Consider the following 20,487-nt stretch of genomic DNA (forward strand, 5'->3'; position numbering starts at 1 on the left):
ACGCTCCCTTACAGTTTGACGCCGCTGAAGGACATGAAGGCCATCGCCATCAGACCCGCGGTGATAAAGGTGATGCCCAGGCCCTGCAGGCCGTCCGGCACGTCGGAATACTTCAGCTTCTCGCGCACGCCCGCCATCGCGGTGATCGCCAGCGCCCAGCCAAAGCCGGAGGAGAGGCCGTAAGTGGTTGCTTCCGCGAAGTTGTAGTCGCGTTCCACCATGAACAGCGAGCCGCCCAGGATGGCGCAGTTCACCGTGATCAGCGGCAGGAAGACCCCCAGCGCGTTGTAGAGCGGCGGGAAGTACTTATCGAGGATCATCTCCAGGATCTGCACCATTGCCGCAATCACCCCGATATAGGAGATCAGACCGAGGAAGGTCAGATCCACATCCGGGAACCCCGCCCAGGCCAGCGCGCCGGGTTTCAGCAGGTAGGTCAGCAGCAGGTTGTTGGTCGGCACAGTGATCGCCTGCACCAGCATCACCGAAATCCCCAGACCCAGCGCGGTGGAAATCTTCTTGGACACCGCAATGAAGGTGCACATGCCCAGGAAGAAGGAGAGCGCGAGGTTCTCGACAAAGATGGCCTTAACGGCGAGTGAAATCAGCCCTTCCATCAGTGCGCCTCCACATTCTGGATTTTATATTCACGCTCTTCGACCTGGTTCGGCTTCCAGGTGCGGAACGCCCAGATCAGCAGGCCGATCACGAAGAACGCCGAGGGCGGCAGCAGCAGCATACCGTTCGGCACATACCAGCCGCCGTTGTTCACGGTTTCCAGGATGGTGATACCAAACAGGGAGCCGGAGCCGAACAGCTCGCGGATGATGCCGACCAGCATCAGGATAAGGCCATAGCCCATGCCGTTGCCGAGGCCGTCTATGAAGGACGCGACCGGCGGGTTGCTCATGGCGAACGCCTCGGCACGGCCCATCACGATGCAGTTGGTGATGATCAGGCCAACAAAGACCGACAGGGTCTTGGAGATCTCAAAGGCGTAGGCTTTGAGCACCTGATCCACCAGGATCACCAGCGAGGCGATGATGACCATCTGCACGATGATCCGGATCGACGAGGGGATCTGGTTCCGCAGCATCGAGATGAACATCGACGAGAACGCGGTCACGAAAGTCACCGCCAGGGTCATCACAAAGGCCACCTGCAGCGAGGAGGTCACCGCCAGCGCCGAGCAGATGCCCAGAACCTGCAGCGTGATCGGGTTGTTGTCGACCAATGGGTCGACCAGCATGTCTTTCTTGGTCTGCGCCATCAGAGCTCTCCCGCTTTAAGGGCGGCCAGGAAGGGTGCGTAGCCCTCTTCGCCCATCCAGAATTTCACCAGGTTGTCCACGCCGACAGAGGTCAGCGTCGCACCAGCCAGCGCATCAATGTGATGCTCCGGCCCGGCGGGACCTTGTGCCTTGGCAACACTGATCTGCAGCTCGCCGCTTTCGTCATGCAGCTTCTTGCCGCTCCACAGGGACTTCCAGCGCGGGTTGTCCACCTCGGCGCCGAGGCCTGGGGTTTCGCCGTGCTGGTAGAACTGCAGGCCGAAGATGTCGTTGCCGTTTTCCTCAACCGCGATGAAGCCATAGAGGGTTGACCATAGGCCGTAGCCGTGGACCGGCAGGATCACCTTGTCCAGATCGCCGTTTTCCTCGCGCAGCAGGTACACGGTCTTGTAGCGCGACTGGCGGCCGATGCCCGCCGGATCATTGTCCAGCGCGCGGCTCAGTTCCGGATCCTGCGCGGCGGCCAGATCGTCGAAATTGGCAGCATCGAACTGGTCGGTGAACTCACCGGTTTCCAGATCCAGCACCTGCGGTTCAAAGGCGGCGAAGGCCTCAGCCACTTTGATGCCCGGCTCATAGAGGCCGGCCACCTGCAGAACGTTCAGCTGCTTGTCGCGCTTGCGGTTCACTTCCTGCACCGGGCGCAGGGACACCGCGGCGGTGGACACGATCATCGAGGCCACCAGGCAGACGGCAACAGCGATGAACAAGGTCTTGCCGACGGAATCCGGCGATGCGGCCAGGAAGCGGCCAATCAGGCCCTTGCTTTGGGTATCAGCCATGGCGGCGCGCCCTCCGTTTGATATTGGCCTGCACGACGAAGTAGTCGATCAGCGGTGCAAAGACGTTGCCGAACAGGATCGCCAGCATCATGCCTTCGGGGAAGGCCGGGTTCAGCACCCGGATCAGCACCACCATCACGCCGATGAGGGCACCGTAGATGTAGCGGCCTGCGTTGGTGTGGGATGCGGACACGGGTTCGGTCACCATGAACACCAGACCGAATGCATAGCCGCCCAGCACCAGGTGCCAGTACCACGGCATCGCAAACATCGGGTTGCTGTCGGAGCCAATCAGGTTCAGCAGCATCGAGAAAGCAATCATGCCCGCAAGGCAGCCCACGATTAGGCGCCAGTTGGCGATCTTGGTGAACAGCAGGAAGCAAAGCCCGATTGCGCAGGCCAGCGTCGAGGTCTCGCCAAAGCTGCCCTGGATGGTGCCAAAGAACGCATCCGACCATTCGATGCCCTTGGCGGCCAGCGCCTGCACGCCGTCGGCGGCTGTCACACCCAGCGCGGTCGCGCCGGAGAAGCCGTCAACCGGGGTCCAGACAGCGTCGCCCGACATGTTCGCCGGATAGGCGAAATACAGGAACGCACGGCCCACCAGCGCCGGGTTCAGGAAGTTCTTGCCGGTGCCGCCAAAGACTTCCTTGCCGATCACCACGCCAAAAATGATGCCAAGCGCCACCTGCCACAGCGGCGCGGAGGCCGGCATGATCAGAGTGTAAAGCATCGAGGTCACCAGGAAGCCCTCGTTCACCTCGTGGCCTCGGACAGTGGCAAAGATCACCTCAAAGATGCCGCCCGCAACAAGCGTCACGATGTAGATCGGCAGGAAATACAGGAACCCGTGCGCGATGTTGGCCATCGGGTTCGCCGCATCCAGCGAGATGCCGAACATCTGCAGGATGGCGATCCGCCAGCCGGTGGCCGCGTCAGCCCCCAGCGCGGCAATTGCCGAGTTCGCCTGGTAGCCGGTGTTCCACATGCCCCACAAGATGCAGGGGATGGTGGCGATAACCACATAGGTCATGATCCGCTTCATATCGACGTATGAACGGGCATGCGGCGCCACCGAGGTGACGGTTTTCGGGGTATAAAGGAAGGACTCCACCATCTCGTAGACGGGGAAGAGCTTTTCGTACTTGCCCCCCTTCTCGAAATGGGGCTCGATCCTGTCAAAGAAGCTGCGCAATCCCATCCGGCTCAGCCCTCCTTTTCAATCTTGGTCAGGCAGTCGCGCAGCGCCAGCCCGTATTCGTACTTGGCCGGGCAGGCAAAGCCGACGAGGCCCATGTCCTCTTCGTCCAGCTCCAGCGCACCCAGTGCCTGTGCGGTGTCGGTGTCCATCACCAGCAGAGCACGCAAGAGCTGCGTCGGCAGGTAGTCCTGCGGCATCAGCTGCTCAAAGGTGCCGGTGGGCACCATCGCCCGGCGGCCGCCGTTGAGGTTGCTGGTGAGGTTGAACAGCTTGCGGCTGAGCGCCGAACCCAGCACCGGCTGCACCGCGTATTTTCCGCCCATCGGGCGGATCCAGCCCAGCGGGATCTGCTTGCGGTCTTCTTCGATGATCGCAACCTGGCGGGCAAAGCGGCCCAGGAACGCCAGCGAGCCAGCCGCGTGGCGGCCCGACAGGATCGACCCGGAGATCACCCGCACCGGACCGTCCGAGGCGATCTCGCCGCGGGTCAGTTCATCGGTGGAGGCGCCTGTCACGGTGCGGACCAGACGGGGGCTGCGCGCAGCGGGACCGGAGATGGCAACCACGGTGGAGGGGTCCAGATGACCGGTCAGCAGCAGGCGGCCGATGGCGATCACGTCCTGATAGGACACGGTCCAGACTTGGTCGTTCGCGCGGACGGGATGCAGGAAGTGGATGTGGGTGCCCGCCAGACCCGAGGGATGCGGGCCGGAGAAACCCGCAGCCTCGACACCGGCAAGGTTCGCACCCGGAATGCTGTCGCCTGCCTTCTGGCACAGATAGGTGGTGCCGTCGGTCAGCAGGGTCACGGCCTTCAGGCCCGCCTCAAACGCCTCAGCCGCATCATTGATGATCACGGCGGCATCTGCGGCCAGCGGCTCGCTGTCCATCGCGGTTACAAAGATCGCGGCGGGCTTGCTGCCCGGCTGCGGCATCTTGGAATAGGGACGGGTGCGGAAGGCGGTCCAGAGACCGGCGGCGCACAGCTTTTCGGTCAGGCCCTCGGCAGTGTCAGCATTGCCAGTGGCGGAGAAATCAATGCCGGTATCCTCGGCATCGGAAATCGCGATCACCACGCTTTCCAGCACCCGGCGGGCGCCGCGGTTGATCGCCACGACCTTGCCGGTCATTGGCGCGACCATCATCGCGGCCTCGGCATCCTTGTGGCAGAACAGCGGAGTGCCGCGGCGGACCTCCTCTCCTTCCTGCACCAGCATGCGGGGTTTCAGGCCCATGTAGTCGGGGCCCAGCACGGCCACCGAGGTGATGGAGGGGCCGTCGTGGATCACCTGCTCCGGTGCGCCTGTCACCGGCAGATCCAGCCCCTTTCTCAAGTTAAATGTCTTCATATTTGCGCTACGTCCCTCCAAGGCCGAATCCCGTGGCGGTTCTTACCCCGTTCCGGCAGCGGCGGCAAAGAAAACGCACAAAACGCCGTTTTCCGCACATCCGCACAGCCTGTCCTGATTTCCGGCGCACTCGAATCAAATTCGGCGCCGATTGGCAAGGCTGTGCCCCTGCCAGTTTCCCGATTTCCTGTGTGTGCCGCGCTTTTATCAGACTGTTGGCGCTCACGCCCTTCGGGAAACCGTCAAAGCGGACAGGCGGAAACGGCAACGCCGTTCCCGCAGGCGCCGCCAGGGCGGGCCAGTCTGCCTGCCAGTCTCAACACGCGGTTGAAACTGATTCTACCAAATACTGCGTATTCAGGCCTCCCAAACGGCCTGCGGCGCGCCCATCAGGCCGCGGTCGACGGTGATCCCCAGCCCCGGCGCGTCGGGCACCAGCACGCCGCCGTCCTGCACTGGTGCGTCGAATTCTGCCGTTTTCAGCGTCACCATATCGCGGCAGTCCAGAATGCAGCGCAGGGACCGCTCCGGCACCGTCGCACCCAGATGGGCGATGGCGGAAAACGCGACCACGGACCCGACGGTATCCTGCACGCTGACCGTCGCACCCGCGGACAGGCACATGTCCCGGTGCCGCCGCCCATGGGTCAGCCCCCCGGCCTTGGAGATCTTGAGGCCAATGCCATCGGCCACATCCTCGGCCAGCATCAGAGCGATGTCCTCATCCTGCTGCACCAGCTCATCCAAGATGATCGGCACAGTGCAGCGTTTGCGCAGCGACATGGTCTCGCGCCAGGTCTTGCAGGGCGCCTCCAGCACGAAATCCAGCCCCTCCGGCAGCATCCGCAGCATCCGCAGCGCGGTTTCCGGCGTCAGCCCGCCGTTGGCATCGACCAGAAAGAACTCCCCCGGCTGCCGGTCGGCCAGCGACGCACGGATGCGCTCGGCATCCAGCGCCGGGCCGCCTTCGCCGTCCAGCGCGCCGATCTTCACAGAATGACCCAGATACCCCATCTCCCGGTGCTGCGCGACGCGGGCGCGCATATCCTCGGGGCTGCCTGCATAGATCGAGGAGATCACCGGCAGGCGTTTGCCCGTCGAGCCGCCCAGCAGCTCGCAGACCGGCAGGTTGACCGATTTGCCGAACAGGTCCCAGCAGGCCAGATCAATTGCGGACTTGGCGTGGTTGTGGCCCAGCAGCGCCTCATCCATTGCCTCGTTGATGCGGTCCATCTGCCGCGGGTCGCGGCCCAGAAGATAGGGCGCGATCTCGGCAATGCCTGCCCTTACACCCAGGGCATGCGCAGCGATATAGGTGGAGCCGAACGGCGTGCTTTCGCCCCAGCCCTCCAGCCCCGTATCGGTGGTGATGCGCACGAAGGACGCATCAAAGCTGCGGTACTCCCGCCCGCCCGACAGCATGTAGACGCCGCCGGAATAGGGCAGGTCCAGCTGATAAAGCTCGATCTTCCTGATCTTCACGCCTCGGCCTCCGGGATCATAAGCACCAGCTTGCCTGCGTGTTTCTTGCTCAGGAAGTCCTCCTGCGCGGCGGCAATGTCGCTCAGCGGATAGGTCTTGGCCACCAGCGGCCGGATTTCTCCGGCTTCGATGTAAGAGATCAGATTGGCGAACACCTCATCCTCCTGGAAGGTGCAGCCCATCAGGGTCAGGTCCTTGAGGTAGAGCGTGCGCACGTCGATCTCGCTGATCGGCCCGGCGATAGCGCCGGCAGTCGTGTATCGCCCGCCGCGCCGTAAAACGTCCAGAAAAGCGGGCCATTGCGGCCCAGCAACCAGATCGACCACAACGTCGATGGAACCTTCACCCAGTTCCTTGACCAGATCCGCGTTGCGGTCCACCACCCGGTCGGCGCCAAGCGCCAGAACTTCATCCGCCTTGGCGGCAGAGGACAGCGCAATCACCGTGGCACCGCGGCGCTTGGCCAGCTGCACGGCGGCAGAGCCGACACCGCCGGAGGCGCCGGAAATCAGCACGGTTTCCGCGCCCAAGCCAACACGGTGCAGCATGTTCTCCGCGGTGGAATAGGCGCAGGGGATCGAGGCGAGTTCCGCATCGGACCAATCGCAGTTCACCGCATGGGTTTCGCGCGCAGGCGCCACCGCAAACTGGGCAAAGCCGCCGTCGCATTCGCTGCCGAAAGTCCAGCATTCATAGGGGCGGTAGTCGACGTAAGTCCGCAGCATGTTGCGCACCAGCACCCGCTCGCCGATGCGGGCGGGATCGACCCCCTCCCCCACCGACGCGATTTGGCCGCAAGCGTCAGCGCCTTGGATGCGCGGGAATTCCAGCGGCTTGCCGGACCAGCTGGCGTCGTCGTCGTTGACACTGTCGAACCCGGTGGCGCCGCCTGCATTGGTGTCGGCGTCGACCGCCTTGGAATACCAGCCGATGCGGGTGTTGATATCGGTGTTGTTGATACCCGCCGCCGCCACGCGGATCAGCACTTCGCCCGTTCCGGGCTGCGGCACCGGCACATCGGTGCAGTACTCAAGCTTCTCGATACCACCATGACCAGTCAGCAGAACCGCCGCCATTTTCTCCGGAATCATGCTCGTGCCTCCCCTTTTAGAATTTGATTGGCCGGCCCTCCCCTGCCGGCCAAAACAGGGCGCCGTCCCCCCGGGGACAGTGCCCTGAAACTTGTCTCACAGCTCCAGCGGATGCGCGCGGCCGCGCTCCGCCAGGCGGCGGTTCAGCTCCTTCGCTGCCGGCAATCCGGCCTCCAGCGCAAAGACAAAGGCGTGGGTCAGGTAGAAGCAGGCGGCGTCAATGTTGCCCGCCTCCTCCGCCTGACCCCCAGCCAGTGTGTACAGCCGGACCAGCTCTGCGCTGTCCTTGTCCTCATGCGCCTGCAGCAGCGCCTGGTCGAGCTCTGCGCGCTCCATGCCTCAGCCCTTCAGCGAGATCGCGATGTTCTTGGTGCGCACGTAGTTGTAGAGCGCCTCCAGTCCCTTTTCGCGGCCAAAGCCGGATTTGCCGACCCCGCCGAACGGGGTGGAGATGCCGCCCGCGAACCACTCGTTCACAAACACCTGACCCGCCCGCAGACGGTTCGCCACCCGGTGCGCGCGCGCCAGATCGCGGGTGAAGACACCGGCCACCAGCCCGAACTCGGTGCCGTTCGCCATGGCGATTGCCTCGGCTTCGGTGTCAAACGGCGTGAAACAGGTGACGGGGCCAAAGATCTCTTCCTGCGCGACGCGGGACGCGGGGTCCACATCCGCCAGGATGGTCGGCGCCATGAAATACCCCTCGCGCTCCAGCCGGGAACCGCCCGAGGCCGCGCGGGCGCCGCTTTGGCGGGCAGTGGCGGTCAGGGTTTCGATCCCGTCCAGCTGGCGGGCAGAGATCACCGGGGTCAGGCCGGGGTTTTCCAGCCCGTGGCCAACGCTGAGGCCATTTGCCAGCGCGGCGGCGCGTTCCACCGCCTCGTCATAGATCGAACGGTGCACCAGCACCCGCGACATCGCCGAACAAACCTGGCCTGCGTTGTAGAAGATACCGCTTTGCAAGCTGGACATCAGCGTGTCCAGATTGGCGTCCTCGAACGCCACCGCCGCGGACTTGCCGCCCAGCTCCATCAGCGCGGGCGTGACCGGATTAGCGGCGGCGCGCAGGATCGCCTGGCCGGTCGGGACCGAGCCTGTGAAGACAATCTGATCCACCATCGGGCTTTCGACCAGCCGCGCACCCAGCTCAGCACCGATGCCGTTGAGGATCGACACTGCGCCTGCCGGTACCTCTGCGCGCTCCAGCGCAACGCCCAGCATCGCCAATGCCATCGGGTCCAGTTCCGGCGATTTGATAATTACAGAGTTGCCCGCAGCCATCGCAGGCGCCAGGGAGCGCGCCGCAATCGACACCGGGAAGTTCCACGGCACGATCTGGGCGGAAACGCCGTAGGGCTCATAGACTGTATAATCAGCGTAATCGGGGCCGAGCGGGATCGACTTGCCTTCGATCTTGTCGGCCATGCCGCCGTAGTATTCGAAATACTGCGCGGCCTCTTCGAATTCATCATGCGCAGCGCTCAGGCTCTTGCCGCTTTCCCGGCACAGCAAGTCTGCGCCCTCATCAGCAATTCCGCGGATCTCCGCCGCGATGCGCTGCATCAGCTGGCCGCGCTTGGCGGGCTTCATGGCGGCCAGATCGCCGCGCTCGAAACTTGCCCGCGCCGCTTCCAGCGCTTTCGCCAGGCTCTCCTCGCCCGCCAGCGCGCAGTCGCCCACGTGGCTGCCGTTGCCCGGATCCTCGACAGCCATGCGTGCACCGCCGTCGCCCTCAACCCAGGCACCGGCCAGGAAGTTCCTGGCCAGCCCGTCTTTCAGGAAAGAACTCATGCCTCGCGGCCCTTGGTCACCTGATCGGCCACCCAGGCATGGAAATTATGGGTCGGCCCGTCCATCGCCGGCGAGAAGCGCCCGCCGTCGAACAGCTCACCATGGCGGCCCTTCTGCATGCCCTCGACAACAAAGACGTCCTCTTCGAACACGGTTTTCCACAGCTTGGCGTTCTCGGTGCGCAGGTTTTCCAGCTCCGGCGTGTCCTCGTTGGACTTCGCGTAGTAGAGCTCGATGTGCTCAACGGTGTTTTCGGTGTCGACCGGTTCCAGGATGATCGCAAAGGCATGGTCGCGCTGCACACCCAACAGGACGTTCGGGTAAACGGCCACATATTCGCCGCCTTCGTCCCATTTGCTGGAAAGCCCTTCAAAGTCCGGGAACACCTTGCCGTCTTCGCCCTTCATCTGGCGGTAGACCAGGGTGCCCTGGCCGGAATAGTGGCCCGGCACTTCGATATTGTAGTGGTCTTCCAGGCGCGAATAGCTGTTCAGCCCCGGATGCACCCACGGCAGGTGATAGCTTTCACAGTAGTTTTCGACCGCCAGTTTCCAGTTGGTTTTGACTTCCAGCTTGAAGCCAGAGTCTTCGCCGCCGTGATGCACCGGGGTTTCGAACTCCTTCCAGCGCTCCAGCAGACCTGCATGGACTTCTTCGAACTCTGGCGCGGTGCCGTCAACGTTCACAAACACCACATCGCGCCAGACGTAAGAGCGGATGCGCACCAGGCCCAGCTCATCCAGCTTAATGTCTTCATGCTTGTTGTTGCCGGGGCCGCCCACATGCGGGGTGGAGACCAGACGGCCATCAAGGCCATAGCACCAGCTGTGATAGGCGCAGCGGATGGCGCCGCGGATCTTGCCGGCCTTCTCGACCAGGATCATGCCGCGGTGGCGGCAGGTGTTCTGGAAGACGCCGATCTCGCCGTCCTTGTCGCGCACGATCAGCAGCGGCATGCCGAGGAAATCCACCGGCTTGGCATAACCCGGCTCCGGCACATCCTTGCCAAAACCGATGCCGGACCAGTTCTTGAACAGGACCGAGCGTTTCTCTTCGGCAAAGACGGCGGGGTCGATGTAATGGGCGTTCGGCAGGCCGTTGGCCACGTTGACCGGAGCCATCACCGGGGCAAGCGTGTCATGCTTGTTCATCTGGGGTCTCTCCAAGGCAGGAAAAAGATGTGCGCGTTTTGCGCCATTGAAGGCAGAGACCAGATTCACTCAATATCAGGAATTTTCGCGCTGGAGTTAGCTGAGCTCATCCGAGCTTCGATTGACCTCGCCAATCACCCATTTGCGAAGCAAACGGGCGGATTCCGACAATTCCGCATCCGGGCGGCCCACCAGATGGAAACCATGCGGCGCTGCCAGAACATGCGGGCCGATCGGCACCAGCTGGCTGGTTGTCAGCAGGGGGTGCAGCAGCCGCTGCCAGCCCAGCACCAGCCCGACCCCATCCTGCGCCGCCTGCAGCGCCACCGCGTAATTGTTCACCCGCACGCCTGTTGCGATGGGACCGTCGTAGCCCAGCTGCTGAAACCAGTCGGCCCAGGTGGTCCAGCTTTTGTCATCGGACTCCAGATGCACAAGCCGCTCTTGCGCCAGCTCCTCCAGCGGGCAGCCGGTGAGCTTCTCCGCCAGTTCCGCATTGCCGACAGGCACCAAGTGATCGCGGTACAGTTCGGTCTGCTCCAGCCGCGTGTCCCGTTCGCGCCCGTAACGGATATAGAAGTCCACATCCGGCATGCTGCGCAGGGGCCGGTCATTGACGATCTGGTTGACGTTAACATCCGGGTGCCGGCCCCAGAACCGCACCACCGAGGGTGACAGCCACAGCGAGGCAACGGCAGAGGTGGAGCCGATAGTCACGGTATCCCCGGTCTGGCGGTCGCGGATGGTCTTGAGGCTGAGGGAGATCTTTGAAAACGACGAGGCCAGGGTTTCAAACAGCGCTTCGCCCTCCTCAGTCAGCTCCACGCCACGGTGCTTGCGCTGAAACAGCGGCGCCTGCAACTCGGCCTCCAGCGCCTTGACCTGATGGCTGACCGCGCCGGGCGTGACCGACAGCTCCTGCGCCGCGTTCTTGAAGCTCAGATGCCGGGCTGCAGCCTCAAAGGCCGCAAGGGTGGTCAACGGCGGCAGGTTGTAGTGGCGGCGGGACATCTGCGGCTCCTGGCATATGGCTCGGGTGAGTGATCCTCATTTCAATATGAGGAAAACATCTTTGAAGGCCAGACCGGAAATTTCAGGCGCTCGCCGTTTTCATCCGATGAAAACGGCCATGAAAAATCGATTATTCATGGCCGGCAACCGCGCCGGTTTCCGGCAGCCTCACTCAATCCGCCCGCGCTGCAGCATCGGGGTCACGTTGAAGGCCGCCTTGTAGACCCGGGAAAAATGCCCCGGGCTGTCGAACCCGCAGCTGAGCGCCACGTCGGTCACCGAGGCCTCAGTCTGGATCAGCAGATTGCGGGCGCGTTCCAGCCGCATCTCCATCGAGTATTTTTTCGGCGAGGTATTGAGGTATTTGCCGAACAGCCGCTCCAGCTGGCGGGTGGAGATGCCAATCTCCTCGGCAATGCGGGCGGGGGAGATGGGGTCGCTGATGTGGTCATGCATCATCTGAATCGCGCGGGCCAGATGCGCGTTGCGCATCCCGTTGCGCGACTGCAGCGACACCCGCTGCTCGGCGGTGGCATTGCGCACCGCGTTGTAAACCATCTGGTCGGCCACCGCGACCGCCAGGTCATAGCCGTGGTCCCGCTCGATCAGATGCAGCATAAGATCCGCCGTGGCGGTGCCGCCTGACGCTGTCACGTGCTTTTCGTCTGACACAAACACGTTGCGCACCAGGTTCACCTCCGGGAACGCCTCCATGAAGCTGTCGTGGTATTCCCAATGGATCGCCGCCTGCATGCCATCCAGAAACCCGGCCTCTGCCAGCACCCAGGCACCGGAGCACAGCGCGCCCACGGCAACGCCGCGCGCCTTCTCCCGGCGCAGCGCGGCCAGCAGCGGCTTGGTCACATGATTGCGCATATGGATGCCCGACAGGGCAAACAGCCGGTCGCATTTCGGGACCGCGTCAAAGCCGTAGTGCACCAGTGTCACCGAGCCGTTTGAGCAGGTCGCGGTCTCGCCATTCTCCGATCCGAGCGACCAGTCATAGAGATCCTGGCCGCTGACCAGGTTGGCGATCCGCAGCGGTTCCACCGCGCAGGAAAACGCCAGATGGGAAAACTCCTCGAGCAGGAGAAAGGCGAAATGCTGGGTTTTGGTCATGGGTCAACCGCCTGACAAGTAACGCTGTGCGGGCCTGGCTGCATTGCCCTCGCGCCCGGACAGGCTAGGCCCCCTGCCCTGCCTGCTGCAAGCCGCGTTGCGCCCGCTGTTTGCACACACCATATTTTTTCTGTGTACACAATATGTATTTTTGTGTCATAGAGCCCGCAAGCCAGAGAATCCCGTACCGCAAAGCGGCAGGAGAGAAGCCCGTGAAAGACGCCTCAAAGAACCGGAAGGCTGCGCTCTACAGCCGCCTGAAGACCGCAATCATGACGCTGGAGCTCCGCCCCGGCGCCGATCTGGACGAGGCCAAACTCTCTGAGGAGTCGGGCCTGTCGCGCACGCCCCTGCGCGAGGTGCTGCGCCAGCTTGCCGGCGAGGGCTATGTGGATTTGCGCGAAAACCGCGGTGCGCGGGTCAGCGAGATGTCGCACATGACCCTGCGCGACTTCTTCCTGGCCGCACCGATGATCTATGGCGCGGTGATGCAACTGGCGGCAAAACACGCCACGCCCGCGCAAGTCTCGGCGCTGAAGTCCGCACAGGAGGATTTCAAGGCAGCGCTTCGCACCGGCTCCAGCGCCGACCGGGCGATGGCCAACAACCGTTTCCACGAGATCACCGGCGAGATGGCGGACAACATCTATCTGCTGCCGTCCTTTCAGCGCCTGCTGATCGACCATGCCCGCATCGGCATGACCTTCTACCGCCCCCAGGACGCCCGGATGGCGGAAAACCTGGATGAGGCCAGCTCCCAGCACGACGCCATCATCGCCGCCATCGAGGCCGGCGACGAGGCGGCGGCGGGCCAGCTGGCGATTGAGCATTGGAACCTGTCGCGCGACCAGATTGAGCTGTTCGTCATGCCCGCCGGGCTGGACGTGCCCTTGGGAACCGTCGCACGCAAAACCCCTGCATGAGGATGATATGACCCCGATTTTCCGCTTTGAGGGGATATACACCCCTGTGGTGACACCCCATTTCGAGGACGGCAGCGTCAATTGGGACGCGCTGGCCGAGGTGATTGAATACCTGGTTGAGAACGGCGTGCACGGGCTGATCTCCGGCGGCTCAACGGGCGAGAACTATGCCCAGACCGTCGAGGAACGCATTGCACTTGCCCGCTTCACCCATGAACGGCTGAAGGGCCGCCTGCCGCTGGTCGTCGGCACCGGGGCGATGCTGACCAGCGACTCCATCGCTCTGGCAACAGGCGCCAAGGAGATCGGTGCCGATAGCATCCTCTTAGCTTCGCCGCCCTACTCGGTCCCGACCGACCGCGAAAACGCACTGAACGCGCTGGCGATTGATAAGGCCGCCGATCTGCCAGTGATGCTCTACAACTACCCGCACCGCACCGGCACCATGATGGGGGAGGAGTTTCTCGACCGGGTCGGCCGTTCCCGCAATTTCTGCGGCATCAAGGAAAGCTCCGGCGATATCAACCGGGTGCACCTTCTGGCCCGCGACTACCCGCATATCCAGCTGGGCTGCGGCATGGACGACCAGGCACTGGAATTCTTTGCCTGGGGCGCGCCCTTCTGGGTCTGCGGCGGCTCGAACTTCCTGCCCAAGGAACACGTTGCGCTCTACAATGCATGCGTGATCGAAGGCAACTTTGCCAAGGGCCGCCGCATCATGTCGGCAATGATGCCCTTGATGCGCGTGCTGGAACAGGGCGGCAAGTTCATCCAGACCATCAAGCATGGCGTCACCATGAACGGCATCGAGGCCGGCGCCATGCGCGCGCCGCTGAAGGGGCTGAACAAGGACGACAAACGCGCGCTGGAACAGGTCGTGCGGGTGCTGAAACAGAAAATCGCAGATATTGAGGCGGAGGGTTAAGGAATGACTTTGCTTACTCAAGACGAATACAAATCCATCGCCGCCAATCTGGACCTGCCCACGGCTGCGTTCATTGACGGCAAGTACTGCCCCGCGGCCTCTGGCAAAACCTTTGAAACCGTGAACCCGGCCACCGGCGAGAAGCTGGCGGATATCGCCGCCTGCGAGGCCGCGGATGTGGATGTTGCGGTTGAAAAGGCGCGCGAAGCCTTCGACGATGGCCGCTGGTCCCGCCTGCACCCGTCAGAGCGCAAGGACGTGATGATCCGGCTGTGCAAACTGATGACCCGCAACGCCCATGAACTGGCGGTGATGGAAAGCCTGGATTCCGGCAAGACCATCTATGACTGCGAAACCGTCGATGTGCCGGAGACCATCCACTGCATCAAATGGCACGCGGAAGCGATCGACAAGATCTATGACCAGGTGTCGCCCGCCTCCGACGATCACATCGCGATGGTGGTGCGTGAACCCATCGGCGTGGTTGGCCTGGTATTGCCGTGGAATTTCCCGCTGCTGATGCTGGCGTGGAAGATCGGCCCGGCGCTGGCCGCAGGCTGCTCTGTGGTGGTGAAACCCGCCGCGGAAACCACATTGACCGCGCTGCGTGTCGCGGAACTGGCGATGGAAGCGGGCCTGCCGCGAGGCGTGCTGAACATCGTGCCCGGCGGCGGTGCTGATGTGGGAGAACCCATCGGCCGCCACATGGATATCGACATGGTCTCCTTCACCGGCTCCACCGTGACCGGCAAGAAATTCCTAGCCTATTCGGCGGAAAGCAACGCCAAGGAAGTGGTGCTGGAGATGGGCGGCAAGAACCCCGCCATCGTCATGGACGACGCCGAGAACCTGGACCGCGTGGCCGCGCATATCGTCAACGGCGCGTTCTGGAACATGGGCGAAAACTGCTCGGCTTCGTCACGCCTGATCGTGCACAAGGATGTGAAGGCTGAACTGCTGGAACGCATCGCACATCACGCCAAGGCCTGGAACGTGGGCGATCCGCTGGACCCGGAAACCCGCATGGGCGCACTGGTGTCCCAGGCGCATTTCGACAAGGTCTGCAGCTACTTGGAACAGGCAGAAAACGTGGTGCTGGGCGGCAAGGCGCAGGGCGGCGCCTTTGTCGAGGCGACCGTGGTCGAGGTGCCGGGCAACGACGCGGTTCTGGCGCGTGAGGAGATCTTCGGCCCCGTCCTGTCGGTGATCGAGGTCAGCGGCTTTGACGAGGCGATCCGCATCGCCAATGACACCCAGTATGGCCTTTGCGCCTCGATCTTCACCGCCAACGCCAAACGCGCGATCCGTGGCGCCCGCGCCATCCGGGCAGGCACGGTGACCGTGAACAGCTTTGGCGAGGGCGATATCTCCACACCCTTCGGCGGCTACAAACAGTCCGGCTTTGGCGGCCGCGACAACTCCGTCCATGCCCACGACCAGTACACCCAGCTGAAAACCATCTGGATCGACCTGGCCGACGACGCAGACGAGGCCGTGGATTGACCGCCTACACTGCCAAACGCCTGCCCCGGCAGACCGGTGCGGCGGGATGGAATGCCATCCTGCCGCAGCAAGCCCCCCTGCCGGTGCTAGCACACGACCTGACCGCCGATGTCACCATCATCGGCGGCGGGTTTGCGGGCCTGTCCGCCGCCCGCCGCCTGCACCAGCTGGACCCGTCGCTGAAGGTGGTCTTGCTGGAGGCCGGCCGCTTTGCCGAGGGCTCCGCCGGGCGCAATTCCGGTTTCATGATCGACCTGCCGCATGATCTGGCCTCCGACAACTACGCCGGATCGGGGCTGGAGGCCGACAAGGCCGCGATTTCCATGAACCGCAAGGCCATCGCCTTCGCCACGGAGGTGGCGCAGGACTGCGCCCTGCCGCAGGAGATGTTCGACCCCGCAGGCAAGATCAACGCCGCCGCGACCAAGGCCGGCGACCAGCACAACCGCGATTTCGCCGCCCATCTGCAGCGGCTGGGCGAGCCGCATCAGCTGCTGAGCCAGCAGGACATGCAGGAGCGCACCGGCAGCCCGCACTACACCTCCGGCCTCTATGCGCCCGGTACGGTGATGATCCAGCCCGCCGCCTATATCCGCGCCCTGTCGGCCCATCTGGCGGGCCGGATCAGTGTCTTTGAAAACACTCCCGCCACCGGGTTTGAAAAACAGGCGGATGGCTGGCTCGTCAGCACCCCCAGGGGGCGCCTCAGCACCGGCAAAATTATCCTCGCCAACAACGGCCACCTGGAAAGCTTCGGCTTCTACCAGCGCCGCTTGATGCACATCTGCCTTTACGCCTCGATGACCGAACGCCTGACTCCGGAGCAGGTCAAGCGGCTTGGCGGCACACCGCGCTGGTCAGTCACGCCTGCAGACCCGATGGGCACCTCCGTGCGGCGGATCTCAGGCTCCTATGGCGACCGGATCCTGGTCAGAACCTGCTCCAGCTTCCACCCCACCATCGAGACCAGCGAAATGCGCCTGCGCAACGCCGGCTGGGTGCAGGACCGCAAGTTCAAGGAACGCTTCCCGCATCTGGAAGGGGTCAAGATGGAACACCGCTGGGCCGGGATGCTCTGCCTCAGCCGCAACGGTTCTGCCGCATTCGGAGAGCTGGACCAGGGGATCTATTCCGCCTGCTGCCAGAACGGCCTCGGCATCGCCCGCGGCACGTTGCAAGGCATGGGCATTGCCGAACTGGTGCTGCAGGGCGGCTCACAGATCGCCAGCCATTTCCTGGCCCAGCCGATGCCGCCCAAACTGCCGCCGGAGCCCTTTGCCTCGCTGGGCGCCAATACCTACCTGATGTGGAAGGAATGGCGGTCCGGCAAGGAGTAGAGGACGGAGGGGGCGCTGCCCCCGGCCTGCGGCCTCCCCCGGGGTATTTCGGACCAGAAAGAAGCGGCTGTCAGGGCAGGCTCAGCTTGGCCATCCGGCCGCCGTCCACGGTATAGACCTGGCCGGTTATGAAGCCCGCGTCCTCTGACGCGAGGAAGGCCGCCAGCGCCGCCACTTCTTCCGGCTTGCCGGTGCGGGCAACCGGGTGGATGCCGGCAATATCCCGGCGGAAGGCCTCCGGATCCGGCATCCCCTCGATGAAATCCATGTTCAGTTCAGTGTCGATCCAGCCCGGCGCCACCGCGTTGCAGCGGATGCCCTCGTGCCCATGATCCACCGCCACCGCGCGGGTGAGCCCGTGCAGCCCCGCCTTGGAGGCGCAATAGGCGGCGTGGCCGGGATTGCTGCCCAGCCCCTCGATCGAGCCGGTGTTGACGATGCTGCCGCGGGATTTGCGCAAATGCGGCAGCGCCGCCTGGATCATCAGGAACGGCGCGGTCAGGTTCACCGTCAGATTGCGCTGCCAGTCGGCGAGGGTCATCTCCTCGACGCGTGCCTCCTGCATCATGCCGGCATTGTTGACCAGCACATCCAGCCCCCCTGCCCTGCTGGCAGCCTCGGCCACCACCTGCGCCGGGCTGTCCGGATCGGTGAAATCTGCCGGGATTGCCTCAAACTCCGCATCCGGCCCGCGCTGCGCGGTGAACACCCGCGCGCCTTCGTCCCGCAGCCGCCGGGCAATTGCCAAACCGATGCCACTGCGGCCGCCGGTGACCAGCGCTACCTTGCCCTGAAACCGCATCATGACACCGGTTTCCCGCCGTTGACCTCAACCAATGCGCCGCACATGTAGCGGGCCGCGTCTGACGCCAGGAACATCACCACATCGGCAATGTCCTCCGGCTCGGCAATCCGGCCCAGCGGCACCGTCTTGCCCAGCTCCGCAACGGCGCTGTCCGGATCAAAGCCGCGCTTGGCAAAACCGGTCCGCAGCATCGGCGTGTTCACCTCATTCGGGCAGACCGCATTGATGCGGATGCCCTGGTGGGCGTGATCCATCCCCATGCATTGCGTCAGCGAGGCAATCGCCGCCTTGGTCATGCAGTAGAGCGCGTGGTTCGGTCCCGGGTTTTTGCCACCCCAGCAGGAGGAGGTATTGACGATGGCACCGCCGCCAGTTTGCGCCATGATCGGGATCGCTGCGCGGCAGATGCGGAACGGCGCCTCCACGTTCACACCCATCGACAGGTCCCAATCGGCGTCCGAGGTCTCGGTCACCGGGCCGCGGGTGATAACGCCGGCGTTGTTGATGACGATGTCCAGCCCGCCAAGCGCCTCTGCCGCTGCTTGCGGCAGCGTGTTGGCATATGCTGCGTCCAGCAGATTGCCGGGCAGATGCACCTCGGCCTCAATGCCGCTGGTATCGCGGTCGGCAACCGCCACGGTGGCGCCGGCGGCACGCAGGCGCTGAACGATGGAGGCGCCTATACCGCCCGCCGCGCCGGTGACCAGCGCACATTTTCCATGAAATTCCATTACGTTCCCTTTCCTGTCAGAAAAAAAGCCCGCCCTATCGAAGGGCGGGCCAGTCGGGGAGGAAGCCTAGTAGCTTTGGTTCAGCTCATCCGCCGCGGGGATCTCCCGCTCGCGCCGGGCGATGTAATCCAGCAGTTCTTCGTTCTTTGCCTCGTCCAGCTTCGGCTCCTGATACTCCGCCAGCAACTTCTTGGCGCGAGTCAGGGCACGTTCGGTAATCTCGACGCTGCCCTCCGCCTGCCATTGCTCGATCGAGTTATTGTCGAACAGTTCCGGCATGAAGAACGCCTCCTGGAAGTTCTCCTGGGTGTGCGGGTGGCCGAGATAGTGGCCGCCGGGGCCGACATCCGGAACCGCGGCAATCGCCTGGTCGAAATCGTCCCATTTCGGGCCTTCCGCCATCCGGTAGGCCATCGCGCATTGCTCCGCATCGACGATGAATTTTGCAACCGAGCAGTGCATCCCGGCTTCGTTCCAGCCTGCCGAATGCCAGATATAGTTGGCGCCCGCGTGCATCACTGCCGACAGTGTGGTGGCGGATTCATAACCCGCTTGCGCGTCAAACGTCTTGGCCCCGCCCAGGGTGTTGGAGGTCCGCCACGGCACATCGTAGTAGCGCGCCATCTGGCCGATCATGAAGTTCATCAGCGAAATCTCCGGCGTGCCCGCCATCGGCGCACCGGATTTCATGCTGACGGTCGACAGGTAGTGCCCGTAGATCGCCGGGGTGCCCGGGTTGCAGACCTGGGTATAGGCCAGCGCCGACAGCGCTTCTGCGTTCAGCTGCGCAACCGAGGCCGCGACCGAGGCCGGGGTGTTGGCACCGCCCAGAACAAACGGCGAGCACAGCACCGGCTGACGGCGCGCGCCAAAGGCGCGCATGGCGCCCAGCATGGTCTCATCCCAGACCAGCGGCGAGTTGCCGTTGCAGTTGCCGGTGGTGACCGGGTTATTCATGATGAACTCTTCCCCGAACAGGATGGCGCACATATCCATCACGTCCTCGGCGTTCTTGGGGCTGGTGGTCATGCCCATGAACGTCTTGTCGGAGTATTTCATCGACGAATAGGTGATGCGCAGATGGCGCTGGCTGATCGGATGGTCATACGGCTCCACGATGTGGTGCGCCGAGGAGTGCAGGGCCGGCATCATATGCGCCAGCTTATGGAACATCGCCAGGTCGTCCAGCATCGGGTTGCGGCGCACATCCTCCAGGTCGCGCAGGAACGGCGCGCCGGTCATCGGCACAAAGATCGAATGCTTGCCGCCCAGGCGCACGTTCTTTTTCGGATCCCGCGCGTGATAGGTGAAATCGCTGGGAATGGTCTTGATCAATTCCCGCACCAGGCCGCGGTCGAGGTAAACCAGTTCTCCCACGACCTTGGCCCCTGCCCTCTTCCAGTCCTCCAGCGCGATGGGGTCGCGGAACTGGACGCCCACATTCTCCAGAATGTCCATCGAGGCGTTGTCGATCTTTTCGACCTGGCCGCCGTCCATCACCTCGCACAGCGGGATGTTGCGGGTCAGCCCCGGCAGCATGTCGAACTTGGGCGCGGTGCGCAGGGCGCGGCGGGCGTTGCGGCCGCCGGAGCGGGCGCGGGTGGCAGTGGCTTGCTCAGTCATCGCAGGGGTCTCCTTTGACGGTGAGTTTCTCCAAATGAATCGGGTTTCACCTGCAGGATTGCGAAATCCGGTTGCAGAAACCGACACTCTGTCCGGCGGAACCGGCCTGGGGTCAGATCCGGTTTATTCCGCTCAAGGCTCAGAATGTGCATTTAGAGCCTATACCGGCTGTTTTCCGGGAATCTCTCTGCCTTGGCAACTCGCCAGCCGCGCCGGTCTTGCGCATCATGCATACCGCAGCGAAAAATTATCCACAGGCCGTGAGAGCTCATTTGACCTTTGGCAATTTTCATAATTTCAATGAGTTACGGGAAATTCACCCGAAATGCACCGTGTATGGCGGAGAACCAAAACGCCCGGCTGCAACCTCTA

General features: G+C 63.5%; 19 protein-coding genes. 4 read left to right on the forward strand and 15 right to left on the reverse strand.

Annotated elements, in window-relative coordinates; genetic code table 11:
- Nucleotides 1–8: 8 nt before the first annotated feature.
- The 12 genes from nqrE to GC1_RS21315 all read right to left on the reverse strand — a co-directional run bounded on the left by nqrE (nt 9) and on the right by GC1_RS21315 (nt 12,268).
- Nucleotides 9–617 (reverse strand): NADH:ubiquinone reductase (Na(+)-transporting) subunit E, encoded by a 609-nt coding sequence (gene nqrE, locus GC1_RS21260; protein WP_019296950.1) that lies wholly within the window; start codon nt 615–617, stop codon nt 9–11.
- Nucleotides 617–1,270: an NADH:ubiquinone reductase (Na(+)-transporting) subunit D gene (locus GC1_RS21265; RefSeq protein WP_019296949.1), complete on the reverse strand. Its 654-nt coding sequence runs from the start codon at nt 1,268–1,270 to the stop codon at nt 617–619. The genes nqrE and GC1_RS21265 overlap by 1 nt, the downstream gene beginning before the upstream one ends.
- Entirely contained in the window at nt 1,270–2,073 is an 804-nt protein-coding gene (locus tag GC1_RS21270; RefSeq protein ID WP_019296948.1) for a Na(+)-translocating NADH-quinone reductase subunit C, read from the reverse strand. Before GC1_RS21270 ends, GC1_RS21265 begins: the two co-directional genes overlap by 1 nt.
- Nucleotides 2,066–3,274 (reverse strand): NADH:ubiquinone reductase (Na(+)-transporting) subunit B, encoded by a 1,209-nt coding sequence (locus GC1_RS21275; RefSeq protein ID WP_019296947.1) that lies wholly within the window; start codon nt 3,272–3,274, stop codon nt 2,066–2,068. The genes GC1_RS21270 and GC1_RS21275 overlap by 8 nt, the downstream gene beginning before the upstream one ends.
- A 5-nt stretch (nt 3,275–3,279) precedes the next feature.
- Nucleotides 3,280–4,623 (reverse strand): Na(+)-translocating NADH-quinone reductase subunit A, encoded by a 1,344-nt coding sequence (locus tag GC1_RS21280; RefSeq protein WP_029204879.1) that lies wholly within the window; start codon nt 4,621–4,623, stop codon nt 3,280–3,282.
- A 357-nt stretch (nt 4,624–4,980) separates the two neighbouring features.
- On the reverse strand, nt 4,981–6,105 hold the full coding sequence (locus tag GC1_RS21285; protein ID WP_019296945.1) for a mandelate racemase/muconate lactonizing enzyme family protein: 1,125 nt from the start codon (nt 6,103–6,105) through the stop codon (nt 4,981–4,983).
- Nucleotides 6,102–7,196: an alcohol dehydrogenase family protein gene (locus GC1_RS21290; protein ID WP_019296944.1), complete on the reverse strand. Its 1,095-nt coding sequence runs from the start codon at nt 7,194–7,196 to the stop codon at nt 6,102–6,104. The genes GC1_RS21285 and GC1_RS21290 overlap by 4 nt, the downstream gene beginning before the upstream one ends.
- Nucleotides 7,197–7,292: 96 nt before the next feature.
- The gene (locus GC1_RS21295) at nt 7,293–7,532 is read right to left on the reverse strand and encodes a hypothetical protein (protein ID WP_019296943.1); all 240 of its coding nucleotides are present in this window, start codon (nt 7,530–7,532) and stop codon (nt 7,293–7,295) included.
- 3 nt (nt 7,533–7,535) lie between these two features.
- On the reverse strand, nt 7,536–8,987 hold the full coding sequence (locus GC1_RS21300; protein ID WP_019296942.1) for an aldehyde dehydrogenase family protein: 1,452 nt from the start codon (nt 8,985–8,987) through the stop codon (nt 7,536–7,538).
- Nucleotides 8,984–10,138 (reverse strand): aromatic ring-hydroxylating oxygenase subunit alpha, encoded by a 1,155-nt coding sequence (locus GC1_RS21305; RefSeq protein ID WP_019296941.1) that lies wholly within the window; start codon nt 10,136–10,138, stop codon nt 8,984–8,986. The genes GC1_RS21300 and GC1_RS21305 overlap by 4 nt, the downstream gene beginning before the upstream one ends.
- A gap of 96 nt (nt 10,139–10,234) precedes the next feature.
- Nucleotides 10,235–11,149, reverse strand: coding sequence for a LysR substrate-binding domain-containing protein (locus GC1_RS21310; RefSeq protein WP_019296940.1), 915 nt, complete (start codon nt 11,147–11,149; stop codon nt 10,235–10,237).
- Between the two features lie 168 nt (nt 11,150–11,317).
- The gene (locus GC1_RS21315; RefSeq protein ID WP_019296939.1) at nt 11,318–12,268 is read right to left on the reverse strand and encodes a GlxA family transcriptional regulator; all 951 of its coding nucleotides are present in this window, start codon (nt 12,266–12,268) and stop codon (nt 11,318–11,320) included.
- Nucleotides 12,269–12,480: 212 nt separating this feature from the next.
- On the opposite strand from GC1_RS21315, the gene GC1_RS21320 reads away from it, so the two are divergent.
- The 4 genes from GC1_RS21320 to GC1_RS21335 are packed head-to-tail and all read left to right on the forward strand — an operon-like array spanning nt 12,481 to nt 16,956.
- Nucleotides 12,481–13,191 (forward strand): GntR family transcriptional regulator, encoded by a 711-nt coding sequence (locus GC1_RS21320; protein WP_019296938.1) that lies wholly within the window; start codon nt 12,481–12,483, stop codon nt 13,189–13,191.
- A 7-nt stretch (nt 13,192–13,198) separates the two neighbouring features.
- Entirely contained in the window at nt 13,199–14,116 is a 918-nt protein-coding gene (locus tag GC1_RS21325; RefSeq protein WP_019296937.1) for a dihydrodipicolinate synthase family protein, read from the forward strand.
- Nucleotides 14,117–14,119: 3 nt separating this feature from the next.
- Complete coding sequence (locus GC1_RS21330; protein ID WP_019296936.1) at nt 14,120–15,619, forward strand: aldehyde dehydrogenase; 1,500 nt, start codon at nt 14,120–14,122, stop codon at nt 15,617–15,619.
- The gene (locus GC1_RS21335; RefSeq protein WP_019296935.1) at nt 15,616–16,956 is read left to right on the forward strand and encodes an NAD(P)/FAD-dependent oxidoreductase; all 1,341 of its coding nucleotides are present in this window, start codon (nt 15,616–15,618) and stop codon (nt 16,954–16,956) included. Before GC1_RS21330 ends, GC1_RS21335 begins: the two co-directional genes overlap by 4 nt.
- A gap of 70 nt (nt 16,957–17,026) precedes the next feature.
- Here GC1_RS21335 and GC1_RS21340 read toward each other — a convergent pair whose 3' ends face one another.
- From GC1_RS21340 to GC1_RS21350, 3 genes are all read right to left on the reverse strand, one after another.
- Nucleotides 17,027–17,761 carry an SDR family NAD(P)-dependent oxidoreductase gene (locus GC1_RS21340; RefSeq protein WP_019294359.1) on the reverse strand — a complete coding sequence of 245 codons (735 nt, stop codon included), beginning with the start codon at nt 17,759–17,761 and terminating at the stop codon, nt 17,027–17,029.
- Complete coding sequence (locus GC1_RS21345; protein ID WP_019294360.1) at nt 17,758–18,492, reverse strand: SDR family NAD(P)-dependent oxidoreductase; 735 nt, start codon at nt 18,490–18,492, stop codon at nt 17,758–17,760. Before GC1_RS21345 ends, GC1_RS21340 begins: the two co-directional genes overlap by 4 nt.
- 66 nt (nt 18,493–18,558) lie before the next feature.
- On the reverse strand, nt 18,559–20,115 hold the full coding sequence (locus GC1_RS21350) for a trimethylamine methyltransferase family protein (RefSeq protein ID WP_019294361.1): 1,557 nt from the start codon (nt 20,113–20,115) through the stop codon (nt 18,559–18,561).
- Nucleotides 20,116–20,487: the final 372 nt, after the last annotated feature.

It is taken from the genome of Leisingera sp. ANG1, from assembly GCF_000203975.2.
GTDB lineage: Bacteria > Pseudomonadota > Alphaproteobacteria > Rhodobacterales > Rhodobacteraceae > Leisingera.